This is a genomic window from Enterococcus sp. LJL51 (assembly GCF_054871795.1).
The window spans coordinates 322154-340003 of record NZ_JBTXLW010000001.1; the positions used below are offsets into that span (position 1 = coordinate 322154).

Here is a 17850-nt window from a genome sequence, read left to right on the forward strand (position 1 = left end):
CTTTATCTCAAAGGCTACAGCAGCAGTTGTCTTTTAGTTAATTGAGATATATCTAACTATTTAAGGTATAGTTTATAAAAAAGACGACTTGCGTTTTCTAGATTCACCAGTCGTCTTTTTTATATTATTTTATGAAATTATCTTAATTTTTTTGCTGCCATATACTCTTCTAATTTAAGCATAGCCTGTTTCACAACTTCTGGAGTAATAACTTCCTTCATATAATGAATCGTCTCATCGGGAGCTGCTGCTCGAGTAGAGACCAAATCGTACTCTTCTTCAGAAAGAGAAAAGTCCATATCCTTCAAAGAAGCAGGTAAACCTAATGAGCGGTAAAAAGGTAGTAGCTGTTCTATTTCTTCCCATTTTTCTTCAATTACAAGCTGAACGAAAACGCCGTAAGCTACTTTATTACCATGAAGCTGATGGTGGCTGTCTGCCAAAATCGTCAATGCATCATGGATGGAATGAGCACCTGCGGTTCGGCCGTAATCATCACCGAAGCCACCGACCATACCCCCAAGAAGAATATTAGTCTCGACAACATTCAGAAAGGGCTGATTTATACGTCCGCCTGTCATTGCTTCTATAGCTTTTTGGCTATCTCTCAGCAAAACATCACGGCACTGACGAGCTGCATAAGCCGCTACGCCAATCTCAATCGGCTGTATATCAAGCTGAGAAATCATAGTATCTGCTTCATACCATTTTGCTAATGTATCACCGATTCCAGCAATCATTAGATCTACTGGCGAATGCAGCAATACTTCCGGTTCAATTAATACCAGTGCGTTGCTGACTGGAAAGATATCATAACGGTCCATCGAACCATCCTCATTGTACATAACACTTAAAGGAGTATAGGCTGCACAGGTAGCAGCCAGCGTCGGTAGAATCAAAACTGGTATCCTGCATTTATTTCCAACTGCTTTGCCTAAATCAGCAACTTTGCCGCCGCCTACAGCAACAATACCAGTCAAAGCCTCAGCCTCAATGAGAGTTGAAACAGTTTCAACTTCGTCATCCGTACACTCTCCCCGGTATGTCATAAAGCTGGTATACGTGTTCACTAGTTTAGGGAAAAAAGGCTTTGCAGCTTCCCAAGAAAACTTTCCATGCAGCACCAGCACCCGTTCGATGCCCCTTCTCTGTAAATGATTTTCCAGTCCTTTCCAGGCTCCGGAACGACATTCATACTCCTGCGGTGCTCCTCTAACAATTAATGATTGCTCCATGCACATTCTACTCCTTAGCTGAGGCGTATCTGAAAATCCGGATGCCGCCGACATTTTTAGATACGACCTAATTTTTTATTCATTTTTTTGATTAGTTAAACATTATATCTTTTCGTTTATTACAAACTATGATATGATAAATCACATCGAAAAACAATAAATTTTTATACATTTATTCAGTTTTTCAGCATAATTATTTATTAAATAACTAAAGGAGTTCGGCACATGAAAAAATGGAAAAAAATAATTGCTTTTATTCTGCCGCTTTTAATGGCATTCATTCCTTTGCTGACTGTTCAGACGGCAGCAGCAGAAGAAACAGATTCTATCTATGACGGGATTATTCAACGCGGTGAACTAATCGTCGGCTTGTCCGCTGACTATGCCCCTTATGAGTTCCACACAGATGTTGATGGAAAAGATACTATCGTCGGTTTTGATGTTTCGATTGCCCAAAAAATCGCAGACGATATGGGTGTTAAGCTAAAAATAGAAGAGCTTGGCTTTGATGCCCTGTTAGGTGCTTTAAAAACCGGCAAAATCGATCTGATTATTTCAGGAATGGCTCCCACTCCTGAACGGCTAAAAGAAGTCGACTTCTCAGATCCTTATATGACTGTCCAGCAACGGGTTATCGTCCGTAAAACAGATCAGGATAAGTTTCATTCAACGAGTGACTTTAAAGATGTAAAAGTCGGTGTTCAAAAACAGACCACACAGGAAGATCTTGCAAAAAATGAATTGCTTGGTTCAATACCAACCTCTCTACAGAAAGTACCTGATGTAGTGATGAACCTGAAGAATAAAAAGGTTGATGCAATTATACTTGAAGGTCCTGTCGCCGAAGCTTATGTTGATCGAAATGATGATTTAGTCTTTGCTGATGTATCTTTCACTGAAGGTGAAAAGCAAACAGCGATTGCGATGGCTAAAAACACACCTATCTTAAATGAAAAAGTGAATGCTTCCATTAAAACGATTAATGACAATAATCTTTTGGATGGCTATAAAAAAGAAGCTGCTGAATTAATGTTTGACGACAACGAAGGCTTCCTTCAAAAATATGGCAAATTCTACTTGAACGGTGCCGGTTATACTATTTTTCTAGCCTTTATCGGTGTGTTGTTCGGTGCGTTGTTTGGTGGTCTACTAGCACTTATGAAGCTGTCAAAATCCAAAATTTTACGTGCTTTAGCGATTATCTATATTGAATACGTTAGAGGAACACCTTTGCTAGTTCAGATTTTTATTGTTTACTTTGGTACAGGTGTATTAGGTCTGGACTTATCAAAACTGGCAGCCGGCTGTATTGCCTTAACTTTGAATAGCGGCGCCTATGTTGCTGAAATTGTTCGTGCTGGAATTAACGCGGTGAATAAAGGACAGCTGGAAGCGGCCCGTTCATTAGGTATGAATCAATCTCAAGCCATGCGCTTTATTATTCTGCCTCAGGCAATTAAAAACATTTTACCAGCCTTAGGAAATGAATTCGTTACAGTTATTAAAGAATCTTCTGTTGTATCTGTTATCGGTGTTTCCGAACTAATCTTCCAAGCTGGGAATGTTCAGGGTGCAAGCTTCAAGCCATTCCTGCCGTATCTGGTCGTTTCACTGATTTACTTTGTCCTAACCTTTACAATTTCCCGTCTGTTGGGTGTAGCCGAAAGGAGAATGAGCACTAGTGATTAATATTGAGAACTTATATAAATCCTTCGATAAAAATGAAGTCCTTAAAGGAATTGACTTAACTGTAAATGCTGGCGAAGTGGTTGTAATTATCGGCCCTTCCGGAAGCGGAAAAAGTACCTTTCTGCGCTGTCTGAACTTATTAGAACAGCCGACAAAAGGCCGAATTGAATTTGAAGGTAAAAATCTTTTAGATAAAGATACGAATATAGATGAACTACGGCAAAAAATGGGCATGGTTTTTCAGAGCTTCAATCTATTTCCTCATAAGACTGTTCTTGAAAATCTGACAATTAGCCCTATTAAGGTAAAAAAAGAAGATCCTGAACAGGCGAAACAAAAAGCACTCAGTCTTTTAGAACAAGTTGGTCTAGAAGAAAAAAGCAGCAGCTATCCAGCTAGCTTATCAGGCGGACAGCAGCAGCGTGTAGCAATTGCTAGAGCCTTAGCCATGAATCCGGATGTGATGCTTTTTGATGAACCAACCTCTGCTCTTGATCCGGAAATGGTTGGAGAAGTTCTAGCCGTTATGAAAGCTCTGGCTGAAAAAGGAATGACTATGGTTGTTGTTACTCATGAAATGGGCTTTGCTCGTGAGGTTGCAGACCGCGTCATCTTCATGGATGCAGGCGTTATTCAAGAAGAAGGAACGCCTGAAGAAATTTTTGGTCAACCAAAAAATCCTAGAACACAGGACTTTTTGAGAAAAGTTTTGTAAAACAACCAAAAACAGATAGTAAGTCGAAACAGAAGTGTCAGACATAGAAAAAGACAGATTTCAGCAGTAAATGCTTCTGTTATTTCTTAGCACCATTTTAGTCTGCTGCATCTCTGTTTCGTCTTTTTCAATAAGCAGCTAAACTAAAAACTGTATTTCAATTCAAGAATATGTAAGGAGATGTTTGGATGGATTCTTCCAAAATTGCAAAGCGGCATCAGCAGCCGGCTGAAAATATTTTAATGGATATTGCTACACTTGCAAAGCAAATACCTAATTTGATTGACCTTTCTATAGGAGATCCTGATTTAATCACCTCTGAAAAGATTATTGATGCGGCATTTGCAGATGCCAAAGCAGGACACACCAAATATACTGCTTCCGGCGGCAGCAGCGAATTCTTAGACGCTGTTATCCAATTTTATCAAAAGCAGTACAACCTCCATTTTTCGGTTGATCAGGTTCGAGCAACAGTTGGAGCTCTTCATGGCATGTATCTCGCTTTACAGGTAATTCTTGATCCCGGCGACGAGGTGATTATCCATGAACCTTATTTTTCTCCCTATAAGGATCAGGTGCTGTTTGCAGGAGGAAAACCTGTTTTTCTTCCTACTTTTGAAGAAGATGGTTTTCAAATCAATATTGATTGCTTAAAACAGACCATCACGGATAAAACGAAAGCTATTATTATTAACTCGCCGAACAATCCGACAGGTGCGGTGTTTGCTCCAGAAACATTCAAACAGATAGCTGAGCTGGCGATTGCTCATGATTTCTATATTCTTTCAGATGAAGTCTACGAAGCTTTTGCCTTCTATGAAGATTTTGTTCCTATGGCAGTCTTTGCCCCTGAGCATACAATTACCTTTAGCAGCTTTTCAAAAGCCTTTGCTATGACTGGCTGGCGGATTGGCTATATGATTGCTCCTTCCTATATTAATCAAGCTGCTAAGCTAATTAATGAAAGTGTTACTTATTCAGCACCTTCACCTTCCCAACAAGCTGGCATTTATGCTCTAGCTCATGCAGAAACTCTCATACCAGAGGTTGTGTCCGTTTTTAAAGAGCGCTTGGAATATGTAGAAAAACGCGTGCAGGAGATTCCTTTCTTATCGATGCTGCCAGTCCAAGGTACTATGTACGCCTTTATTAATATTGAACAGACTCAGCTCGGTTCAGTCGCTTTTACTGAAAAGCTGCTGAAAGAAACAAATGTTTTGGTTATTCCCGGAAAAGCTTTTGGTGAAACAACAGGAGATCATCATGTGCGTCTAGCGGCAACACAAAGTCTAGACGTTTTAAAAGAAGCCTTTGACCGGATTGAAAAGTTGACGTTTAATTAAACAGGCAGGGCTAATAGTCTTTTGCTTCAAGAACCAGTGAGGTACTGTTCAACATCAGCTCATACCTCACTGTGTTTCTCAGAAATAAGCCGTACTATACGAAAATGGGTCTTACCACACATTTTCAATATAGTACGGCTTATTTTTGAAGAAGCAGCTTTTGAACCGCCGATTATTCCAGTTTAGACAGACTCACCAAATACTTTTCAAGTTCATATAAACAACAATGCAAAATTCATGACTTATCCTCACTTGCTTACAGTAAGTTGCTACAGAAATTATACTGGCAGGAATAAGCTGAATACGTTGTCTCGTCTTTTTTGTTATAAATTATTTTGTAAATATTTTTTTGCATTCGTAAACACTGGAATGTCAAAAGCCTTACTAAGACTGCCCGCAAGAAAATAAGCGATATTGAAGTCCACAAGGCTGTGAATGATTCCGCCGATTCCCATTAACAGCAAAATAGAATAAATGTATCCATCAGAGTAATAGGTTTCCGGTAGATTCCCCATTGTATAGAAAACAGTGATGACTACCAGTTCAACAGCAGAGTGAATAAGGGCAATGACTAGGTTAAACACTTGAAACCGTCCGTTTAATAAAGAAAACTGTTTAGATTGCAGTGCTACTTCCGGATGCTTTTTCAAGTAAACTGAGCCGATAACTGCGAAAACAATATGGGACAATGCCCGTAGTGCAATGATTGGTGTGGCTGATAAAAAGAAACCAAAACCTGTTCCCAAGGCCACAGCTACTGCTGCTTCAGGTGAAATAAACATAGCTAAAAATAATGGCACGTGACTTGCTAGTGTAAATGATGCTGGGCCAATAGTAATTCGGGGCATTACCATTGGAATAATAATTCCCATCGCAATTAATAACGCTGAAATTGTCAGTTGTCTGACAGAATTTTTTCTCATTTTCTTCCTCCTAAATGTGTCTTGACACATATCATGAATCCTATTCTAATCAAAAAAAATAGAGGTGTCAAGACACACGTTGCTTTGAAAACCCTTTTATTTTAAATATAAAAAAACACACGAATCATTCTGAAGATGTATCGACTCCCCAAAGCTAGATTTTTGGTCTAACTTTTTTGAATCGGTACGTTCCTTCATCTATTCATGTGTTTTTTAATAAGAAACAGCTGTTTCTATTTATTTTTTTCAAGTGTATTGCTGAGACGGGCAAATTCTTCTAAGCTTAGTGTTTCACCTCTGCGGGAAGGTTCAATTTCAGCTTCGTTCAAGCTGATTTTTAACCAAGTCACTGTTTTTTCATCTTTCCCGTAAAAATGAGTCAGATTATTCCATAGCGTTTTTCTTCGCAGCTGGAATGATGCCTTTGTCAGTTTGAAAAACTCTTTTTCATTCGTTACTTGAACTGCCGGTTGAGCCCGTCTTTTCAATGTAATAATCGCAGAATCAACATTCGGCTGCGGTACAAAGACTGTTTTCGGCACGATAAAAGCGACTGCCGCTTCCATGTAGTACTGAACGGCGATGGACAACGAACCATAGGCTTTGGTTCCCGGTTTTGCAGAGATTCGATCTGCTACTTCTTTTTGCATCATCACAATCATTTCGGCTATTTCTAAATCCGATTCCAGAAAGTGCATCATAATCGGTGTCGTAATGTAATACGGCAGATTTGCCACGACTTTTATGGGCAGCTCCTGCTTAAAAACCCGTTTTATCTCTGTACTTAAGTCCGCTTTCAACACATCCTGATGAACAACAGTTACATTATCATAAGGACTTAACGTATCCTTAAGTACAGGAATCAATCGATCATCAATTTCAAAGGCTAGAACCTCTGCTCCATGACGAGCTAAATGCTCTGTGAGAGCACCAATACCAGGACCAACCTCAATCACATTTGTCTGTCGATCAATTTCCGCAGTCTCAACGATTTTTCTTAATATGTTGGGTTCGGTCAGAAAATTTTGTCCTAGGCTTTTCTTAAATGAAAAGCCGTGCTTTTTTAATATCTCCTTCGTACGGGAAGGGGTCGCAATATCTTTATAATCGGTCACAGTGATTCCTCCACTTTAGCCATCGCTGCTTTCAGCTCGTCTTCTGTTATACGGAACATCTGCAGCCTTTTTATCAGCTGCTTGCTGTTGGTATACCCAATCCGCAGCTCGTCACCCAGCTTTTCTCTGCGTTCTTTTGCATTGGCTCCTGCTATTAAACCATAGTCAAGCAATACTTGTCTAGGTATGTCTTCATAATCATCTTCTTCATTAATTGGTGTAACTACTAACTTAAGAGCCTCAATGATTGCTTCATCACTGGCGTGCTCTACTCCCAGACTACTTCCCCGGCGCTTAGGTTCAGCCAATCTTCGAGATAAAAAAGCGTGCTTGGCGTCCGGCACCACTTCCATAATGGTTTTCCGAATCTTTTCTCCTGAATAATCCGGATCAGTAAAAATAATCACGCCCCTTGTTTCTTGGGCATGTTCAATCTGAGTCAGGATGTCTTCATTAATTGCTGAACCTATTGTTTCGATTGTATCTACCTCAACGACTTCTTGTAACCGTCTTGTATCGTCCTTACCTTCAACAACAATAATTTCTTCAATTTTCAATTTATCTATCATTCTGCTATTCTGAACAGCTTGTGTGCATTTTTTGTTGTTTGCTTTGCAAGCTCTTCCCACTCCATATTTCTTAATTCCGCTATTTTTTCTACTACATATCTGGTATAGCCGGGCTCATTTCTTTTACCGCGGTAAGGAACTGGTGCCAAATAGGGTGCATCCGTTTCAACCAATAAGCGGTCAATTGGCGCGTTAGCAGCTGCTTCCTGTACATCAGTTGCCTTTTTGAAGGATACTACACCGCTAAAAGAAATATGCATGCCCAAATCTAAAAAGCGTTTCATCCACTCATCATCTCCACTATAGCTGTGCATGATACCGCCAATATCCCGAACATCTTCTTCTTTTAATATCTGATAAGTATCTTCAATAGCATCCCGCATATGGATACTGATTGGCAAATTCATTTCTTTGGCAATAGCGATTTGACGGCGGAACACCTTAGCCTGAAGCTCCTTTGGATCCTCCATCCAGTAATAATCTAAGCCAATTTCGCCAAGAGCCACAACTTTTGGATTAGTCAGCTGCTGCTGAAGCTGTGCTTCTATCTCTTTGGTGTAGCTCCCAGCTTCTGTCGGGTGCCAGCCAATGATACTGTGTATATTTGGATATTCCTGACTAAGAGCCAGCGATTTCGTAATTGTTGGTGTATCAAAACCAACAACTGCCATTTCTGTTACACCTAATTCTGTTGCTCGTGCAACAGTTTCCGGAATATCTTCTGCAAATTGTTCTGCATTCAGATGTGTATGTGTATCAAAAATCATTTTTCTTCCTCCCTGCCTGTTCTACTCTATCATATTTTACCAGAAAGCTGAATAAAACACTTGAAATAGAAAAAATGTTCTATTCAAGATTAGTAACAAACCATTTTACAGCTGCTGTCTTATCAGTCCCTAGTCTGATGTACATATCTTCAGTTCCTGTTACACTTCATCTACTAGATAAATCTTTTAAACGGTTGTCTGTATCAAGCCAGTAGGATAGCTTGCCTTAAAAAAACAGGCTGCTCCCCCGCCAATGCAGCCCAATCGTTTTTTTCTCAGACTATCTAGTCAAAAGAAGCTTTTTGGAAAGTATAGACAAAAATGCATAGCCAGCTACGCTTCTTTATCAGAAATCATCTATTATTGTTAGGAGTTGATGTTTATGAAACATATAAAGCAAACCATTTTCTCTTCTGACTTATTAAAATCGTCTATTGAACAAAAAGTAATCAGCCGCAGAAAGGATCAGACTCAAACAATCTGGCATTGGGGACTGTTGACGCTATTTACGCTACTCGTCTACGCCAGCATCACCCATCAGGTACTATTGATTCTATTCTTAATCGCTCTAACAGCATTTATTAAGGGACCGCTGATGCTTATTTGGGGAAGTCTTTATTCCGCATTGATTGCCTTTTTTCCGCCTATCGCATTACTGCTGTCGGTCCTCTTTTTCATACTAAATATTGGCGCTGCTATTAAAAACTGGCGAATTACTCTAGTGGGAGTCTTTTTTTACCTGTATCCTCTCATGGCTCGTCTGGGGCAAGCGCTGCTGTCGCTTGATTCACGCTGGCTAACACTTGTATTAGTTTTAATCGGTATCACGGCTTTTCATTTTATGTTGAAATGGCTGTATCAATATAGCTTTATCAGCAGAAGTCTGGCCGGCGCTATCATCAGCATGCCTTACTCCCTATTCCTAGTATTCTTACCAAAGAAAATTCGCGGTCTACGCAAATCTAAAAAAATCAATTCTTAACAGGTTTTAATTGGAAAGACTGAACGAACATATTCAGTTCTTGAGCAATAGGTATAAGAATACTACTCATGAACGAGGTCTTAACTGCTAGCTACCCGTGCTTTCCTTCGATAGTACTACTATAAAAATTTTACCAACAAATAAAAAGTTCAGCAATAAGCCGTACTATACGAAAATGGATTTCATCACATATTTTCAATATAGTACGGCTTATTGCTGAGAAACACAGTGAAGTATAAGCTGATGTTGAACAGTACCCCACTGGCTCTTGAAGCAAAACTCTTTTAATCTTGCTGCTTTTTGAACGGAGTTTATAGGAGATTCTATAGTTACACAAAAAATTTCAACGCAGTCATCATTTTATGAAATAATGATTGGTTCGAATCTAAATAATTGGTTCTTTAACGATTTAAGCTATTTTATTTTTTGTCTCTTCGCGCATAAACTTGAAGTCTTCATTTATAAATGGAAACAATTTTATTTAAAACATCTGCCTTGTCAACTATATCCTTGATTTTTAAATGACGAATGCGTTTCCTTCCTTCTTTTGTATTTTTTCTATTCCTGGCAATTGTACAGGCTGTCTCCGCCAAATAGATTGTTCATCAAAGGTTGATAGGGAATCTCTTGCCAGATTATTAATTAAGACTGTCAGCGCCCCCACAGTCATCAACGACTGATGCCTACAAATCCATCTCTAACTGCTACTAAATACTTTTGAGAGCCAATTTTCGAAGCAATCAGGACTAGCTTTCGAGCAAATAAAGTGATTAATTTTTTATTTTAACCCCTCCTGATTTTAACATCAACCAATCAATGTAACTTGGTGCTAATCTGGAAAAATTTAGTTTCCAACATTTTTTCATACTGGACTACAGTTAGTTATAAAAACTGGTTTTCGAGCAAAATCCTCACTTATACTCTAATTCCTTCCTGTTATTGAGAATTTCCCACTACTTTTTTTTTGCTAAATATTGTAAATTTTGACAAATTCATAAACTTTTTTATAATCAGCCTTCTAGCTATTTTCCATTAAAAATTGAGTTCTCACTGAAAATATTAATTTTTTATTAAGATTAATCAGCACTACTCTTATATTCGTCGTATAATAGAGAAAAGGAGATGTTGAAATGATGCCTTCAGCGCCCCAAATAACCATGCTGCAAAAGATTAGATCTCGACAAATTCTTTTAGCTCGCCATTGTTCAGATTTAATTTTGCTGCATAAAGAAACCCTAGCCCATGAGGCTGGAGATGCTTCTGATTGTACCCATTGTAAAAAATTTTCAGCAATGCAAAAAGAGTTTTCTAATAATACGGAACAGCTGCAGCAGCTGATTCGATTAAAGAAAGAAGGAGAGCGGCAATGAGTTCATTTTCTAAAAAAAGTTATGCACCATTTACTCTTTATCAGGAAACTTCCATAAACCAGAATTACAAGGAAGGTCAAATGATAACCTTTTACTCTGAACTATTCAACTCTTCGATTCATGGTATCCTTTCAAAAAAATACACAAATAGCTGTCTAGTGGATATCTCTGCCTGTCAGGAGCTGTCAAGAGAGAATAGAGAAAAGTATAATTACAAAATTGTAGTGAACTATAAAAAAATTTTTGAAGATATCTAATCCCTGATTACAATAAAAAATCCCCTCAGTTTGAAAAATTTTCTAAACTGAGGGGATTTTTCATGTTTACGGGCTCAAATTTCTATGCCGCTCTTCGCGTGTTTCTATTATGCGATGATTGAACCGTTCGGCATATCTTTTGGTGCTTCAACAATTTGAAGTCTGCCTTCCTTGTCCTCTGCTGAAAGAATCATTCCCTGGCTGATTTCGCCTCTCATCTTTCTAGGCTTCAAGTTCGCAACAATCGTTACCTTTTTACCAATTAATGCAGCAGGATCTGGATAGAACTCAGCAATCCCTGAGAGAATCTGTCTGTGCTGATTGTCACCAGCATCTAAGCGGAACTGCAGCAGCTTATCAGCCCCTTTAACTTTTTTACAGTCAATAACCTCTGCTACTTTAATTTCTACTTTATCAAAATCCTCATATTTAATCTGCTTTTCTTTAACAGACTCTAAGGTTGTTTCCTCTGGGTTCCATTTAATCTCTTCGGCTTCTTTCTTAGCGCCTTGAGACATTTTTCTCTGGATATAAGCAACCTCTGTTTCGATATCCAAACGAGGAAAAATTGGCGTACCTTGGCTAGTTACTCTTACATCTGCAGGGAATTCACCAAAATGAATAGATTCCATGTTCATGGTTTCAGGATCAAGTCCCAGCTGCTCATAAATTTTCTTAGGTGTTTCCGTCATCATAGGCTGCAGAAGAATCGCTACAATCCGCAGCGTTTCCGCTAAATGAACCATAACACTATCTAGTTCAGTTTTCTTCTCTTCATCCTTCGCCAATATCCATGGCTGAGTCTCATCAATGTATTTATTTGCACGAGAAATCAGCGTCCAGACTTCAGCAATTGCTGTATTGAATTCCATTTTCTCCATGGCTTCATGATACCGGCCAATAACATTTGCCGCAGTTGTCGAAAGTTCACTGTCAAATGGCGTCACTTTAGATTTATACGCTGGTACTTGACCGTCACAATACTTATTAACCATCGCAATTGTCCGGTTTAACAAGTTGCCTAAATCGTTAGCTAAATCATAATTCAAACGGGAAACAAAATCCTCTGGTGTAAAGATACCATCGCTTCCAAAAGGTATTGCCCGCAGTAGATAGTAGCGCAAAGCATCCAGTCCATAACGCTCTACAAGCATGTCAGGATAAACAACATTCCCTTTAGACTTAGACATTTTTCCATCTTTCATCATTAGCCAGCCATGACCAAAAATCTTCTTAGGTAATGGCAGATCCAATGCCATCAGCATTATCGGCCAATAAATTGTATGGAAACGGACAATCTCTTTTCCGACCATTTGAACATCTGCCGGCCAATATTTCTGGAACAAGCTATCATCCTCTGAACCATAGCCTAACGCCGTAATATAGTTGGATAGTGCATCAATCCAAACATATACAACATGTTTTGGATCTCTTGTTAAAGGAATTCCCCAGGAGAAGGTTGTCCGGGAAACAGCAAGGTCTTCCAAACCTGGTTTAATAAAATTGTTAATCATTTCATTTTTACGGGATTCCGGCTGAATAAATTCCGGATGCTCATTATAGTAGTCAACCAGTCGTTCAGCATATTTACTCATACGGAAGAAGTAAGATTCTTCTTTAACCAGCTCTACTTCATGACCGCTTGGCGCTTTTCCGCCAATTACTTTTCCATCTTCGTTGCGATATACCTCAGCTAATTGTGTTTCAGTAAAGTATTCTTCATCTGAAACAGAATACCAGCCCTCATATTCGCCAAGATAGATGTCTCCCTGATCCAGCAGCTGATTAAAAATCTGCTGAACGGTTTTCACATGATACTCATCCGTTGTACGAATAAACTTATCATAGCTAATATCCAAGGTTTTCCAAAGCTTTTGAACATCTGCTGCCATTTTATCAACATATTCTTTAGGGGTTACATCTAACTCCTTCGCTTTATGTTCAATTTTTTGTCCATGCTCATCCAAACCTGTTAGATAAAGAACATCGAATCCCATCAAGCGTTTGTAGCGTGCCAGCGCATCGCAGGCAATAGTTGTATAAGAATTTCCGATATGCAGCTGTCCACTCGGATAGTATATAGGTGTTGTAATATAAAATGTTTCTTTTTTTGTCATTTAGGAACGTCCTCCTTCTATTTTTTTCCAAAGTCCCTCTTTTTGCTCCTAAACAGTATAACATATTTAGCAATATCTGAACTATATAATTCCTGTAAAAGATTCTATCCTGAGCGCTGTTTTATCAGTTTCCTCAGCGGATATGCATCAGTTTGTCCCGCAGATACATGAAGAGGCATCCAGCAGAACAGCAGGCGAATGTTCTTGATGAGAAGTTAATGGAACTCCCTTTTCTTCAATGAGCTGTTCTTTAGAACAGTCAAAATCAGTTGCTAAAACATGCAGCTTCACTTGTCTATTCAACGTTCTTGTTCATATTGCTATGCTTGTAACCATATAGGAAATAGATAGCCACTCCGATTATCAAAGCAATGGCAAATACCTGCCATGTTGCATACCGCAGCTTCAGCATTAAACCAATACTAACTACGACCAAGATTAACGGCAGCACAGGAACAAAAGGTATGCGGAATTCCCCTTCTTTTGGTTCCCCCAGCATACGCCGCAGCTTAATAATACCTAGTCCCATAAAAATCAAGTACATTAAGGTCACAATGTTGGTCAGCTCAGCCAGCAGACTCAAAGGAAAGAAACCTGCAAACAGCATCGCAGCTGCGCCGGAAACATAGGTCGCATTCTTAGGCGTATGGTGCTTCTTATCAATTTTTCCCATAAACTTCGGCAATAGTCCATCTTTACTGATAGCATAAACGATTCTAGCCAGACTATACATCATTGCAATGGTTACTGTAAGCAGCGTCAAAATCGCGCCGACTGAAATAATCCCGGCTACAGCATCCTTTTGAATAAAGCGCATTGCAAAAGCTACCGGATCCTTCACCCCTAAAGAAGTATAAGGAACGATTCCTGTTAGGATCAATGTTACAACGATATAAAGAACTGTAGCAATAACAATCGAACCAATAATCCCTCTTGGGATGTCTCTTTGAGGATTTTCTACTTCTTCTGCAGCCATACTGACTGCATCAAATCCTAGAAAAGCAAAGAATACAATGGCTGCGCCTCCCAGCACACCATTAAAACCAAAAGGCATAAACGGCTGCCAGTTTGCTGGTTTTACATAAAATATTCCCACAAGAATGAAAAGTAAAATAATACCAAATTTTACAAAAACCATTAAATTATTTAAACGTAAAGCAGTCTTCGCTTCCAATGAAACCCAAAAAGTGACGAAAATAAGGACTAGTACCGCAATCAAATCCACGTAGCTTCCTGTTGCCGCATTATAAGCTCCGCTTAAGGCTTGAGGTAATGCTATACCCAAACTACTCAGAAATCCCTGAACATAACCAGACCAGCCTGAGGCAACCGAAGAAACCGCTAAGAAAAACTCACAAATAACAAGCCAGCCTGTCATCCATGCAGTAAATTCACCAAACACTACGTACATATATGCGTATGGTCCTCCCAGCACTGGTATCCTGGAAGCAAACTCAGCATAGCATAAACCAGACAAAACTATCGCTCCGGCTGCTACTAGAAAAGAAAGCGTCAGCGCCGGTCCTGCTGTTTCTTCAGCAGCGACTCCGGTGATAACAAAAATCCCTGTTCCTACGATTGCTCCAATCCCCAGCATAATCAGATCCATTGTTTTCAAATTCCGCTTCATGCCAGTTTCCTGTATCGGCTGAGCAGTTAGTGTTTTCTTTCTAAAAATCGACATACCTATCCTCCAAAAACTCCATAATTATACAGCTTAATACTGTTCAAAAGCAGCTGATTCTTTCCTCCAGCCTCAGTTGTGACGAAAATCGACTGTTCATTCGTTCCTCACAGACCATTTGAAAAGTGCACAGCTCCTGCTGAAAAACATTCCTTCAACAGTCTAACAAGAAAAAGGAGGAATATACAATAAAAATATGCTAAGAAATGAAAGGAAAATACTTGAGCTATAGGATTTATCATAATTCCCTAGTTGTACCACAGATAAAAATACGTATTTATCATTTGCTGTATTTGAATAAAGCTTGGGATTTGCAACTACTTCTGGTTGACACATAAAAAAACGGGAAATTTATTCCCGCCTTTTTATTTAAAATCAACATATGCCTGTCTGTCACTAATCAGCCTTACATGAGAAAAAGCAATCTCTTTTTGATCAGCGAATCTCATGATAATACGTAACAAACGGAAAAAATATTTCTGCAGTGGTTCCAGCCCCTTCTACAGAAGCTATACTTAGCTGATGTCCCAGCTTATCAGCCAGTTTTTTGGCAAGATACAGACCCAAACCAGTGGAATGCTGATTCAGCATACGCCCGTTAGTCCCTGTAAAGCCTTTGTCAAAAATTCGTTGTAAATCATTTTGGGGAATACCGATTCCAGAATCCTCCAGCAATAATGTGATGCCCTCTCGGCTTCTACTAATCTTAACCTTAATTTCTCCGCCTTGGGGGGTATATTTAACTGCGTTACTGATTAACTGGCGAAAGATAAATTCTACCCATTTGCCATCAGTTAAAACAGTCTGATCTTCTCCTTCTATTGAAAAACGAATATTTTTCTGGATAAAGTAATAGGCTTGAGAGCGAATAACAGACTGAACAATCTTTTTAGCAGAGTATTCACGAATCAGATAATCTTTTGAAAAACTGTCCAGACGGGAATAATAGAGCACTTGCTCAACATACTCATCAATCTTCAAAAACTCGTTTTCCAATAGAGAATACGTTTCCTCAGAAATATCATCTTCCAGTGAATCCAGCAGCAAGTTGACAGCAGCTAAAGGAACTTTGATTTCATGAACCCAGGAATCAATATACTCTTTATGCTCCTGCTGATTGTCAATGACCTGCTCCATCACCTTCTGATGCTCAGTAAGTATACTGTTGATATATTCCTGCTGAAGCCGCTCATCTTCTCTTGAGGCATCCTTCAGATATTCCTCCAGCCTTTGCGAGGGATCTGTAATGTCTAATTTTTTCCACCAGCGTCTTCTTACCAAATAATCAATCGCCAGCACAACTACCAGTACCAGAAATTCCAACAAAATCAGATAACTGATAGAGGCGGTACTTAGCTTTACACTAGGTGTTAACCATAAAATCAGGCAGGTTACCCCAATGAAAAGCAGCCAGCCAATTAAAAATAACCAATGGTCCTTTAAATACTTTCTAGCTGTCATTGTCTTCTCCATTCATACTATGGGACGATATAGCCCTGACCAATTTTGGTTTCAATATAATCCTTGATTCCAGCTTGTTCAATCTTCTTTCTTAAACGGTTGATGTTTACAGTCAAAGTATTATCATCCACAAAACGTTCATCTTCCCACAAGGCCCGCAGCAGTTTTTCTCTAGTTAAAATTTTGCCGTGTTTCTTCATTAGTATATATAGTAGCCGATACTCATTCTTGCTCAAATCAATCATTTCACCGTTGATATCCATATTCCCATTATCTAGATTCAGTTTAATTCCGTTATGTTCAAGAATTTCACTTCCTGGTTCAGAATAATTATACGAACGGCGCAGCAACGCATTGATCTTAGCAACCAAAACATCAATCTGAAAAGGCTTTGTTACAAAATCATCTGCTCCCATATTCATCGCCATAATCATATCCATATTAGTATTTCTGCTGGAAATAAAAATAATTGGTACTTTAGATACTTCCCTAATCTTTTGACACCAGTAATATCCGTCATAAACCGGCAAGTTAATATCCAGCAGCAGCAGTTGGGGCTCTTCTTTTTGAAAATCTTCAAGTACGTGATGAAAATCAGTTGTACCAAAGACATCCAACTGCCATTTTTCCAGTTCTTTCATTACTAAGCTGCGGATAGTTGCTTCATCCTCAACAATCATGATCTTAGCCATGTCCTGTCCCTCCATCATTCTTCTCCCTTTTATTTTACCCTATCCAATTTATTTTTTCATTTATAGCGGGCTTTATTGAAAGGATTCTTAGAAATCAGTAAAAAAAGAGACTGGAATATAGCTAAATGTATCCTCCTAGTCTTCATTGAAAAACCCCCTAGGTTAGATTTTTTGGTCTAACTTAGGGGGCACACTTCATGTAGTTATTTTCGTATAGTTTGGCTTATTGCTGAGAAACACAGTGAGGCATGAGCTGATGTTGAACAGTACCTCACTAGTTCTTGAAGCAAAACACTTTTGCTCCAGACTCTCTCTGAGTATTCAAGTTAAATAACCCAGTCTATTTTCTCCATGTTTTCCATTGAATCAAAAATTGAATTCATCGGCCCAGTCGAAATCCCCAGATGTTTCAATATTTTTTGGCCAGTGCGCACTCCATTCTGGTACGCTGGGCGTTTCTACACGATCCTCGCTTGGCGTATACGGCTTGATGTCTAGCAATGGACTGCCATCCTCAGCATCAACATAGTCAACTCTTATCCGTCCGTTTCCCTTATCCAATTCAAGAACTCCTACAGTAGAAAGAGCCAACAAATTAGGCCTTACTGGAGAACGCGTTGCAAATATTCCCAGAACATCCGGTGCTTTCTTATACGGACTGGCAACCTGTAAAATTTCTCTCATTTCCGGCTGATCCAGCTTATCCAGCCAATAAATGATGTTTAAATGTCCAAAACCTTCAAGCCCTTCTAATGCCTCGGCATACTTAGGCAATAGCTGAATAAACGCTCCCTGCTCACCATTTTCGATGTGTCCGATTGTCTGTACAGTAAATGTTTTCTGTTCCATAATCATCCCTCCTGTACCTACAGGATAGACCCTCACATAATGGTAGGGTCAAGGATTTTTTTGATAAAAAGATTATAAAATT

The 17850-nt window shown here is 39.1% G+C and carries 17 protein-coding genes; 6 read left to right on the forward strand and 11 right to left on the reverse strand.

Annotated features, from left to right (window positions below; genetic code table 11):
• Nucleotides 1-137: 137 nt before the first annotated feature.
• Nucleotides 138-1235 (reverse strand): iron-containing alcohol dehydrogenase family protein, encoded by a 1098-nt coding sequence (locus ACYSNQ_RS01525; protein ID WP_426081003.1) that lies wholly within the window; start codon nucleotides 1233-1235, stop codon nucleotides 138-140.
• A gap of 225 nt (nucleotides 1236-1460) precedes the next feature.
• On the opposite strand from ACYSNQ_RS01525, the gene ACYSNQ_RS01530 reads away from it, so the two are divergent.
• From ACYSNQ_RS01530 to ACYSNQ_RS01540, 3 genes are all read left to right on the forward strand, one after another.
• Nucleotides 1461-2924: an ABC transporter substrate-binding protein/permease gene (locus ACYSNQ_RS01530; protein WP_426081005.1), complete on the forward strand. Its 1464-nt coding sequence runs from the start codon at nucleotides 1461-1463 to the stop codon at nucleotides 2922-2924.
• The gene (locus ACYSNQ_RS01535; protein ID WP_426081006.1) at nucleotides 2917-3639 is read left to right on the forward strand and encodes an amino acid ABC transporter ATP-binding protein; all 723 of its coding nucleotides are present in this window, start codon (nucleotides 2917-2919) and stop codon (nucleotides 3637-3639) included. Before ACYSNQ_RS01530 ends, ACYSNQ_RS01535 begins: the two co-directional genes overlap by 8 nt.
• Before the next feature lie 188 nt (nucleotides 3640-3827).
• A complete protein-coding gene (locus ACYSNQ_RS01540; RefSeq protein ID WP_426081007.1) occupies nucleotides 3828-4982 on the forward strand; it encodes a pyridoxal phosphate-dependent aminotransferase in 1155 nt (384 codons plus the stop codon).
• Nucleotides 4983-5305: 323 nt separating this feature from the next.
• On the opposite strand, the gene ACYSNQ_RS01545 is transcribed toward ACYSNQ_RS01540, so the two are convergent.
• The 4 genes from ACYSNQ_RS01545 to ACYSNQ_RS01560 all read right to left on the reverse strand — a co-directional run bounded on the left by ACYSNQ_RS01545 (nucleotide 5306) and on the right by ACYSNQ_RS01560 (nucleotide 8356).
• Nucleotides 5306-5905 (reverse strand): hypothetical protein, encoded by a 600-nt coding sequence (locus tag ACYSNQ_RS01545; protein ID WP_426081008.1) that lies wholly within the window; start codon nucleotides 5903-5905, stop codon nucleotides 5306-5308.
• Between the two features lie 233 nt (nucleotides 5906-6138).
• Nucleotides 6139-7020 carry a 16S rRNA (adenine(1518)-N(6)/adenine(1519)-N(6))-dimethyltransferase RsmA gene (rsmA, locus tag ACYSNQ_RS01550; protein WP_426081009.1) on the reverse strand — a complete coding sequence of 294 codons (882 nt, stop codon included), beginning with the start codon at nucleotides 7018-7020 and terminating at the stop codon, nucleotides 6139-6141.
• The gene (rnmV, locus tag ACYSNQ_RS01555; protein ID WP_426081010.1) at nucleotides 7017-7589 is read right to left on the reverse strand and encodes a ribonuclease M5; all 573 of its coding nucleotides are present in this window, start codon (nucleotides 7587-7589) and stop codon (nucleotides 7017-7019) included. The genes rsmA and rnmV overlap by 4 nt, the downstream gene beginning before the upstream one ends.
• Nucleotides 7586-8356: a TatD family hydrolase gene (locus ACYSNQ_RS01560; protein ID WP_426081011.1), complete on the reverse strand. Its 771-nt coding sequence runs from the start codon at nucleotides 8354-8356 to the stop codon at nucleotides 7586-7588. Before ACYSNQ_RS01560 ends, rnmV begins: the two co-directional genes overlap by 4 nt.
• A gap of 382 nt (nucleotides 8357-8738) precedes the next feature.
• Here ACYSNQ_RS01560 and ACYSNQ_RS01565 point away from each other — a divergent pair, with 382 nt between their 5' ends.
• The 3 genes from ACYSNQ_RS01565 (at nucleotide 8739) to ACYSNQ_RS01575 (ending at nucleotide 10965) form a co-directional block, all read left to right on the forward strand.
• The gene (locus ACYSNQ_RS01565; protein ID WP_426081012.1) at nucleotides 8739-9338 is read left to right on the forward strand and encodes a hypothetical protein; all 600 of its coding nucleotides are present in this window, start codon (nucleotides 8739-8741) and stop codon (nucleotides 9336-9338) included.
• A gap of 1130 nt (nucleotides 9339-10468) precedes the next feature.
• Nucleotides 10469-10708, forward strand: a complete 240-nt coding sequence (locus tag ACYSNQ_RS01570; protein ID WP_426081013.1) for a hypothetical protein — start codon at nucleotides 10469-10471, stop codon at nucleotides 10706-10708.
• On the forward strand, nucleotides 10705-10965 hold the full coding sequence (locus ACYSNQ_RS01575; RefSeq protein ID WP_426081014.1) for a DUF2187 family protein: 261 nt from the start codon (nucleotides 10705-10707) through the stop codon (nucleotides 10963-10965). The genes ACYSNQ_RS01570 and ACYSNQ_RS01575 overlap by 4 nt, the downstream gene beginning before the upstream one ends.
• Nucleotides 10966-11072: 107 nt before the next feature.
• Here ACYSNQ_RS01575 and metG read toward each other — a convergent pair whose 3' ends face one another.
• The 6 genes from metG to tsaA all read right to left on the reverse strand — a co-directional run bounded on the left by metG (nucleotide 11073) and on the right by tsaA (nucleotide 17768).
• On the reverse strand, nucleotides 11073-13082 hold the full coding sequence (gene metG, locus ACYSNQ_RS01580) for a methionine--tRNA ligase (RefSeq protein ID WP_426081015.1): 2010 nt from the start codon (nucleotides 13080-13082) through the stop codon (nucleotides 11073-11075).
• Between the two features lie 147 nt (nucleotides 13083-13229).
• Nucleotides 13230-13385, reverse strand: a complete 156-nt coding sequence (locus tag ACYSNQ_RS01585; RefSeq protein WP_426081016.1) for a hypothetical protein — start codon at nucleotides 13383-13385, stop codon at nucleotides 13230-13232.
• Nucleotides 13378-14766: an amino acid permease gene (locus tag ACYSNQ_RS01590; protein WP_426081017.1), complete on the reverse strand. Its 1389-nt coding sequence runs from the start codon at nucleotides 14764-14766 to the stop codon at nucleotides 13378-13380. Before ACYSNQ_RS01590 ends, ACYSNQ_RS01585 begins: the two co-directional genes overlap by 8 nt.
• A 435-nt stretch (nucleotides 14767-15201) precedes the next feature.
• Nucleotides 15202-16227, reverse strand: coding sequence for a two-component system sensor histidine kinase SapS (sapS, locus tag ACYSNQ_RS01595; RefSeq protein ID WP_426081018.1), 1026 nt, complete (start codon nucleotides 16225-16227; stop codon nucleotides 15202-15204).
• A gap of 17 nt (nucleotides 16228-16244) precedes the next feature.
• On the reverse strand, nucleotides 16245-16919 hold the full coding sequence (sapR, locus tag ACYSNQ_RS01600; RefSeq protein WP_426081019.1) for a two-component system response regulator SapR: 675 nt from the start codon (nucleotides 16917-16919) through the stop codon (nucleotides 16245-16247).
• 366 nt (nucleotides 16920-17285) lie between these two features.
• Nucleotides 17286-17768 carry a tRNA (N6-threonylcarbamoyladenosine(37)-N6)-methyltransferase TrmO gene (gene tsaA / locus ACYSNQ_RS01605; RefSeq protein WP_426081021.1) on the reverse strand — a complete coding sequence of 161 codons (483 nt, stop codon included), beginning with the start codon at nucleotides 17766-17768 and terminating at the stop codon, nucleotides 17286-17288.
• Nucleotides 17769-17850: the final 82 nt, after the last annotated feature.